A 7,843-nucleotide genomic window follows, 5' to 3' on the forward strand; every position below is an offset into this window, starting at 1 on the left:
AGAGGATCGGGATGCCGAGCGCGTCGCGCAGCCGCTCGATATAGGGCAGGATCTCGGCCTTGCGCGCCTCGTCGAGCGAGGCGAGCGGCTCGTCCATCAGCACGAGCCGCGGGCTCGCCGCCAGCGCCCGGCCGATGGCGACCCGGCTCTTCTCGCCGCCGGAGAGCCGCGCCGGCCGGCGGTCGAGCAGCTCGCCGATGCCGAGCATCTCGACGATCCTCGGCACGTCGGCCCAGCGCTCGCGGCGCGGGCTGAAGAGCCGGCCATAGGCGAGGTTCTGCCGCACCGTCAGGTGCGGGAAGAGCCGCGCGTCCTGGAAGACGTAGCCGATCCGCCGCCGGTGCGGCGCCAGGAACGTCCGGGTGGCGGTGTCGACGAGGACGTGGCCGTCGATGGCGATCCGCCCCTCGCCGGGGCGCGACAGCCCGGCGATCAGGTTGACGAGCGTGGTCTTGCCCGAGCCGGAATGGCCGAAGAGCGCGGTCAGCCGCCCGGCGCTCTCGAAGGCGACGTCGAGGCTGAAGGCGCCGAGCCGCTGGCGGACGTCGACGGCGAGGCTCACCCCAGATCCATGCCGCGGCTGATCCGGCGGGCGAGGAGCTCCGAGGCGAGCAGTGCGGTCATGGCGATGACGATCGAGACGAGGGTGAGCCGCAGCGCGCCGGCACCGCCGCCGGGGATCTGGGTGAAGGTGTAGATCGCCGAGGGCAGGGTCTGGGTCTCGCCGGGGATGTTCGAGACGAAGGTGATCGTGGCGCCGAACTCGCCCATCGCCTTGGCGAAGGTCAGGATCATCCCGGCGATGATGCCGGGCAGGATGAGCGGCAGCGTCACGGTCAGGAAGACGAGCGGCGGGCTCGCCCCGAGCGTGCCGGCCGCCGCCTCGAGCCGCCGGTCGACCGCCTCGATCGACAGGCGGATGGCGCGCACCAAGAGCGGGAAGGCCATGATGCCGCAGGCGAGCGCCGCGCCGGTCCAGCGGAAGGCGAAGACGATGCCGAAGTGCTGGTCGAGGAAGCTGCCGATCGGCCCGCGCCGGCCCATGGTCAGCAGCAGGATGTAGCCCGTCACCACCGGCGGCAGGATCAGCGGCAGGTGGACGACCCCGTTCAGGAGCGCCTTTCCGGGAAAGTCGCGCCGCGCCAGCAGCCAGGCGACGCCGATGCCGATGGGCAGGCTGACCAGCGTCGCCCAGGTCGAGACGCGGATGGAGAGGCGGACCGCAGTCCATTCGTCGGGACTGAGCCTCAGCCACTCCATGCCGTCGTCCCGTCCCGCCTCAGTTCACCAGCACCGGGGCAAGGACGGTGAAGCCCTCGGCCTGGAAGAGGCCGGCCGCGGTCTCGGTGCGCAGGAACTCCATGAAGGCGCCGGCGTCGGCACTCGTCGCCTCCGCGGTCACCGCGGCCGGGTAGATGATCGGCGAATGGCTGTCCTCGGGGAACTTCGCCACGACCCGCACCCCTTCCTCGGCGTTGGCGTCGGTCTCGTAGACGATGCCGAACGGCGCCTCGCCGGTCGCGACCAGCGCCTGGGCGGCGCGGACGTTCTCGGCCTGGGCGAGCTGGCCGGAGACCTGGTCCCAGATGCCGAGCGTGGTCAGCGCCTCCCTGGCGTACTTGCCGGCCGGCACCGAATCGACCTGGCCCACGGCCAGATGGCCGTCGCCGAGCGCGGTGACGAGATCGGCGCCCTGGGTGATCTCGAGGCTGGCGTCGGAATCGGCCGGCGCGATCAGCACCAGGCGGTTGCCGAGCAGCTGGACGATCGTGTCCTTCTGCACCAGGTCGCGCTCGGAGAGATAGTCCATCCACGGCACGTCGGCCGAGATGAAGACGTCGGCCGGCGCGCCCTCCTCGATCTGCTTGGCGAGCGCCGAGCTCGCCGCATAGGAGATCGTCGCTTCCTTGCCCGCCTCGGCCTTCCAGGCGGCGTTGATGTTGTCGAGCGCGTTCTTCAGGCTCGCCGCCGCGAAGACCGTCACGTCGGCCGCCATCGCACCCGGCGCAGCGAGGCAGGCCGCCACCGCGAGGGCGGCGAAGCCGCGTTGAAGTGAGCGTACGTTTCGAGTGAACATGTCGAACCTCCCAGGATTAGCCTGTTTCGGGCGCGGCGACAGCGGCACGCCACCCGACCGATCTATCCACTCGAACATAGGAAGGGAAGATCGTTCGCGTCAGCCGACCGCATCGGCAAGGCGATGGCCGGCCGGCGCGCGGCTCTCCCGGGAGGTCGCGCGCAGCGTCACCTTGGCCGCCGAGCGGCCGAAGATATGGTAGCCGGAGCCGCCCTCGGCCAGGACGTCGAGCAGGGCGTCGGGGTCGGTCACCCGGACGCCGCCGAGGATATGGCAGCCGCGCGCAAAGAAGGCGTCCGGGATCATCGTCACCGTCGGGCCGACGACCGCGACCCGGGCGTCCGGCCGGGCGAGCGCGAGGAGCTCGCCCAGCGTTCCGTTGATGAGCGTCGTGCCGGTGACGAAGAGCACGTCGGCCTGCGGCACCACCTCCGGCGCCGCCTCCGCGGGGCGGAAGTAGGGCAGCTCGTGCTCCTTCAGCGTGGCCGGGTCCTTCTCCAGCACCCAGTGCCGGGCGCCGAGCTTCCTCAGCGCGCGCAGGAAGGGGACGAAGGCGCCGACGACCACCGCCGTCTCCTCGGCGCGCACCTCGGCGGCATCGAAGGCGTCGAGGCCCTCGATCACCTCGCAGCCGGCCCGGCCCCGGCGCTCGGCGACGATCTCGGCCAGCGCGTTCAGCGTCGCGATGCCGACCGCCCGGCGCACGCCGGTCGAGGAGACCGCCTCGTCGATCAGGTCGCCGGCGCTGCGCCGCGTGAGCTTGCCCGGGAAGGGCATCGCCATCGCCGAGCTCGGGCAGCAGACCGCCTCGGGGATCTCCTTGATCGGCGTGGCGCAGAGCCCCGCGTGCCCGGTCGAGAGCTTGATCCCGGTGAAGAAGAGCCCGATGACGCCGCGCTCCACCCGGATCGCGGCGAGGTCGGAGCCGAGCTCGGCCCGGACGATCCGGGCGGTCTCGGAGAGGATGTCGTCAGTCATGCGTCTCACCCGTGGCCTGGCATCAGACCGACCCGCTCAGGATCGCGGCAATCTGCTCGTCCGTCAGGTCGATGCGGAAGAAGCTAGCATAGAAGTCGCGCACCGTCTCGACCAGCTCCGCCTCCGGGAAGCGGTCGGGATGGAGCTTCGTCGCCATCCAGAGCACGGTCAGCGGCTGCTCGACCGTGCGGTTGCCCCAGATGTGCGCGCCCATCGGCGTGACGAGGATCCGGCCCTCCTGGACCGCGCGCAGCTGCGAGAGCGTCGGATCGGAGGTCAGCACCTCGACGTGGCGCGGATCCCCGACGACGACGACGTCCGGGTCCGCACCCACCACCATCTCGGTCGAGAGCGGCAGCACCTCCTGCGTGCGGCCGTCGTCGGTCACGCTGACGCCGCCGCCGGCCTTGATCCACCATTCGGCGACCAGGTGCGGCTGGGTCATGTTCGCCGGGCTGATGTAGAGGACGCGCGGCCGCTCGCTCTCGGGCACCTCGGCGAGCGTCCCCTCGATCCGGGCGAGGGTCGAGTCGAAGTATTCGGCATATTGCGCGCCGACCTCGGGGTTGCCGAGCAGATCGCCGACCAGCGCCACGCCGGCCTTCACGTCCTCGGGCTTCTGGATGCGCAGCATCACCGTCGGGATGCCGTTCGGCCGCAGGATGTCGGCGGTGTCGGCGTCGAAGGTCAGCGCCACGTCCGGGGCGAGCGTCAGGATGCGCTCGAGGTCGGGGGCGTAGTTCGCATCCTGCAGGTCGGGGTTCTCGGCGATCTGCGGCGCGAAGACCGACTGGTACTTCCAGCGCCCGGCCTCGACGAAGCGCTGCGGCAGCCCGCTCGCCAGCAGCGGCGCCTTCCCGGCGGCGAAGATGAAGCTGTTGATCACCGGCACCGAGCCGAGGGTGATGACCGAGTCGATCTCGTCGGGAACGACCACCGTCTGCCCGGTCATGTCGGTGATCTCCCGCGCGTCGGCGGCAGCGGCGAAGGCGAGAAGGCAACCCCCGGCGAGAAGGGTCAGGAGGCGATGTGGCATGGGCGGGACTCCGATGAGCGGCCCGGGAGGGCCGGGATGCAGGCGAGCGTGCCGTCGCGGTCGCGGATGACGCGCACCGGCGCGCCGTAGAGGCCGCTGAGAAACGGCGCCGAGAGAAGCTCGTCGGGGCGGCCGGTGCCGAAGACGCGGCCGTCGCGCAGGCCGAGCACCCTGGTCCCCACCCGCAGCGCATGATCGGGATGGTGCGTGGTCATCAGCACGCCGTAGCCCTCGTCGGCCAGCGTGCCGATGATCTCGAGGATGCGGATCTGGTTCCCGAGGTCGAGGCTCGCGGCCGGCTCGTCGAGCACGACGAGCGGCGCCTCCTGCGCCAGCGCGCGGGCGATCAGGCAGAGCTGCTGCTCGCCGCCGCTGATCGCGCCGAAGGGCCGGCCGGCGAGATGCGCGATCCCCACCCGCTCGAGCGCCCGCTCGGCGATCGCCACATCGGCGGCGGCCGGGGTGCCCATGAACGGCAGGAGCGCCGAGCGGCCCATCAGCACCATGTCGAGCACCAGGTGGCCGAAGACCGACTGGCTCGCCTGCGGCACCACCGCGACCTTGCGCGCGAGCAGCCGCGCCGACAGGCCGCCGATCGCCACGCCGTCGACGGCGATCGAGCCCGAGGCGGGCGTGAGCCCGCCGAGCAGGCAGCGCAGCAGCGTCGTCTTGCCGGACCCGTTCGGCCCGAGGATGCAGTGCACGTCGCCGTGCCCGATCTCGAGGTCGATGTCGACGAGACGCCGCCCGCCGCCGGGCCAGGCGAAGTTCAGCCCCCGGGCGCGCAGCATCACGCCCATGTCGTGCGGACCCTGAGCAGCAGGAAGAGGAAGAGCGGCGCGCCGATGACGCTCGTCGTGATCCCGAGCGGGATCTCCATCGAGGAGGCCGCGCGCGAGACGTCGTCGACGAGGAGGAGGAAGAGCCCGCCGAGGACGACGGTGACCGGCAGCAGGCGGTCGAAGGCCGCGCCGACCAGGATGCGCGCCATGTGCGGCACCACCAGCCCGACCCAGCCGACGATGCCGGCGACCGAGACCGCCGCCGCGGTCATCAGCGTCGCCGCGATCACCAGCAGCAGCCGGGTGCCGCCGACGTTGACGCCGAGCGTCCGCGCCTCCTCGGGACCGAGGCTCATCACGTTGATCTGCCAGCGGAGGGTGAAGAGCGCGGCGAGGCTCAATGCGATGACGGCGGCGGCGAGCGGCAGGTCGCCGGGCGTGACCTTGTTGAGCCCGCCGAGCAGCCAGAAGGTGATGGTCGGCAGCACGTCGACCGGGTCGGCGACGATCTTCAGGATCGAGATCATCGCCTGGAAGAAGGCGGCGATGACGACGCCGACCAGGACGAGCACGATCATCGAGTGCCGGTTGATCGCCTGCCCGATCGCGAAGCAGACGGCGACCGCCAGCAGGCCCGAGGCGAAGGCGAACCCCTGGATGCCGGCTTCCCCGGCCCGCAGCATCACGCCGAGCGACGCGCCGAAGCCGGCCCCGGCCGAGACGCCGAGGATGTCGGGCGAGACGATCGGGTTGCGGAAGAGGTTCTGGTAGGCCGCGCCCGCCGCGGCCAGCGCGGCACCGACCAGCACCGCGGCGACGACCCGCGGCAGCCGCACGCCGAGCACGATCAGCGCCTCCGCGTCAGTCCAGCCCGGCTCCAGCGGCACGACCGTCGAGGCCAGGATCGCCGCGACCGTCGCCGGTGGAATCTGCACGCGCCCGAACCCGAGCGAGACGATCGCGACGACGGCGAGCACGCCGAGGAGCAGCGTGACGAGCCCCAGCTGCCGCGCCCGCCGCGCCCCGCCCTTCGGTTCCTCCCCGGCGCCGAGGGCCGGGCTCAGCACTTGTCGACGTGGATGATCTCGGCGCCCTGATCGGCGAAGAAGGCCTCGATGCGGGCGTTCGACTCGGCGAAATGCCCCTTCTCCCAGTCGATGCGCCACTCGCCGGCTTCGTCGTCGAAGCGCGCCTCGGGGAAGGCGCTCCGGAACCGCTCGGTCAGCGATCCTTCCCGCGGGAGGTCGATGCCGTGGATCTTGCAGCGCTTCGTCAGCGTCACGGCGCGGGTTCGCGTCTCCATTTCCTCCCCTTCCTTATATCCGTCCGGCTATAAGGGGAGCATATCGACGAACCCCTGTCAAACGCTCGCGCGCGCGCATCCCGCTTGACCGATGTCGCCGATCGCACATACCAGAGAAAGTCCTGGCGGAACGGAGGTGCGGATGCTGCGGCGATCCTTCCTGACGGCAGTCGCCTTCCTGCTCGCGCTCGCCGCTCCCGGGCTTTCCCAGACGCGGCCTTCCCAGACGCGGCCCTTCACCGACGCCGCCGGCCGCACGGTCGAGGTCCCCGCGGCGCCGCAGCGGGTGCTCGCCGCCGGCCCGCCCGCCTCGGTGCTGCTCTACGCCCTGGCGCCGGAGAAGATGGTCGGCTGGGTCCGCGAGCCGAGCGCGGTGGAGAAGGAATATCTCGCCGCCCCCTACCGCGACCTCCCGACCTATGGCCGCCTCACCGGCCGCGGCAACACCGCGAACATCGAGATGGTGCTCGGGATGCAGCCCGATCTCATCCTCGACGTCGGCTCGGTCGACGAGACCTATGCCTCGCTCGCCGACCGGGTGCAGGCGCAGACCGGCATCCCCTACGTGCTCGTCGACGGCAGCTTCGCCCGCACGCCCGAGACGCTGCGCGAGGTCGGCGCGCTGCTCGGCGTCCCCGACGCCGCCGAGGCGCTGGCCGCCTTCGCCGAGGCGGCGATCGCCCGCCTCGAGGCGCGCGTGGCGGCGATCCCGCTGGACCAGCGGCCGCGCGTCTACTACGGCCGCGGCCCGGACGGCCTCGAGACCGGCCTCGCCGGCTCGATCAACATGGAGGTGCTCGACGCCGTCGGCGCGACGAACGTGGCGGCCGCCGCCGGCTGGGGCGGGCTCGCCAACGTCTCGGTCGAGCAGGTGCTCGCCTGGGACCCCGACGTGATCCTGACCCAGAACCCCGACTTCCACGCCGGCATCGCCGGTGCGCCGGTCTGGGGCGACGTCGCCGCCGTGCGCGAAGGGCGCGTCTACCGCGTGCCGGCGCTGCCCTTCGGCTGGTTCGACACGCCTCCGGGCATCAACCGCATCATCGGGGTCGACTGGCTGGCCAACGTCCTCTATCCGGAAGCGAGCGACGACGACCTCCGGGAAAGGACACGCGCCTTCTACCAGCTCTTCTACCATGTCGAGCTGACCGACGCGCAGCTCGACACCCTCCTTGCGGACGCGGCCCCCTGAGCGCGCTGCTGCGGGCCGGGGGCCTGCCCCTCGCCCTCCTCCTCGTCGTCGTCCTCGTCGCCCTCGGCGTCGGCCGCTATCCGGTGCCGCCGCTCGACGTGCTGCGCATCGCCGCGGCCAAGCTCGCCGGCCATCCGAGCGGCCTCGCCGAGACCGCCGAGACGGTGGTCTGGCACGTCCGCCTGCCCCGGGTCGGCGCCGGCCTCCTCGTCGGCGCCGCCCTCGCCGCCTCCGGCGCCGTCTACCAGGGCCTCTTCCGCAACCCGCTCGTCTCGCCCGACATCCTCGGCGTCTCGGCCGGGGCCAGCCTCGGCGCGGTCGCCGGCATCTTCCTGTCGCTGCCCGTCGTCGCGATCCAGACCCTCGCCTTTGCCGGCGGCCTCGTCGCCGTCGCCCTGGTCTATCTCGTCGGCACCGCCGCCCGCGGCCGCGACCCGGTGCTCGTCCTCGTCCTCGCCGGCGTCGCCATCGGCGC

The 7,843-nt window shown here is 72.1% G+C and carries 10 protein-coding genes; 2 read left to right on the plus strand and 8 right to left on the minus strand.

Going from position 1 to position 7,843, the window contains the following annotated elements:
- From Q0112_RS06205 to Q0112_RS06240, 8 genes are all read right to left on the minus strand, one after another.
- A partial coding sequence (locus Q0112_RS06205; RefSeq protein WP_297972804.1) for a molybdenum ABC transporter ATP-binding protein occupies positions 1–562 on the minus strand: 562 nt, incomplete at its 3' end.
- Complete coding sequence (modB, locus tag Q0112_RS06210) at positions 559–1,260, minus strand: molybdate ABC transporter permease subunit (RefSeq protein WP_297972807.1); 702 nt, start codon at positions 1,258–1,260, stop codon at positions 559–561. The genes modB and Q0112_RS06205, both read right to left, overlap by 4 nt.
- A 19-nt stretch (positions 1,261–1,279) precedes the next feature.
- Positions 1,280–2,077 (minus strand): molybdate ABC transporter substrate-binding protein, encoded by a 798-nt coding sequence (modA, locus tag Q0112_RS06215; RefSeq protein WP_297972809.1) that lies wholly within the window; start codon positions 2,075–2,077, stop codon positions 1,280–1,282.
- A 99-nt stretch (positions 2,078–2,176) separates the two neighbouring features.
- Complete coding sequence (locus tag Q0112_RS06220) at positions 2,177–3,055, minus strand: DUF364 domain-containing protein (protein WP_297972811.1); 879 nt, start codon at positions 3,053–3,055, stop codon at positions 2,177–2,179.
- 22 nt (positions 3,056–3,077) lie between these two features.
- Positions 3,078–4,091, minus strand: a complete 1,014-nt coding sequence (locus tag Q0112_RS06225) for an ABC transporter substrate-binding protein (RefSeq protein WP_297972814.1) — start codon at positions 4,089–4,091, stop codon at positions 3,078–3,080.
- Entirely contained in the window at positions 4,073–4,882 is an 810-nt protein-coding gene (locus tag Q0112_RS06230; RefSeq protein ID WP_297972816.1) for an ABC transporter ATP-binding protein, read from the minus strand. Before Q0112_RS06230 ends, Q0112_RS06225 begins: the two co-directional genes overlap by 19 nt.
- Positions 4,882–5,940: an iron ABC transporter permease gene (locus Q0112_RS06235; RefSeq protein ID WP_297972819.1), complete on the minus strand. Its 1,059-nt coding sequence runs from the start codon at positions 5,938–5,940 to the stop codon at positions 4,882–4,884. The genes Q0112_RS06230 and Q0112_RS06235 overlap by 1 nt, the downstream gene beginning before the upstream one ends.
- Entirely contained in the window at positions 5,934–6,176 is a 243-nt protein-coding gene (locus Q0112_RS06240) for a hypothetical protein (protein WP_297972822.1), read from the minus strand. Before Q0112_RS06240 ends, Q0112_RS06235 begins: the two co-directional genes overlap by 7 nt.
- A gap of 142 nt (positions 6,177–6,318) precedes the next feature.
- Here Q0112_RS06240 and Q0112_RS06245 point away from each other — a divergent pair, with 142 nt between their 5' ends.
- A complete protein-coding gene (locus tag Q0112_RS06245) occupies positions 6,319–7,368 on the plus strand; it encodes an iron ABC transporter substrate-binding protein (protein ID WP_297972825.1) in 1,050 nt (349 codons plus the stop codon).
- Positions 7,369–7,451: 83 nt separating this feature from the next.
- Positions 7,452–7,843: iron chelate uptake ABC transporter family permease subunit (locus Q0112_RS06250; protein ID WP_297972827.1), on the plus strand; the 392-nt coding region annotated here is incomplete at its 3' end.

Origin of the sequence: uncultured Amaricoccus sp. (genome assembly GCF_937858865.1) — a bacterium.
GTDB lineage: Bacteria > Pseudomonadota > Alphaproteobacteria > Rhodobacterales > Rhodobacteraceae > Amaricoccus.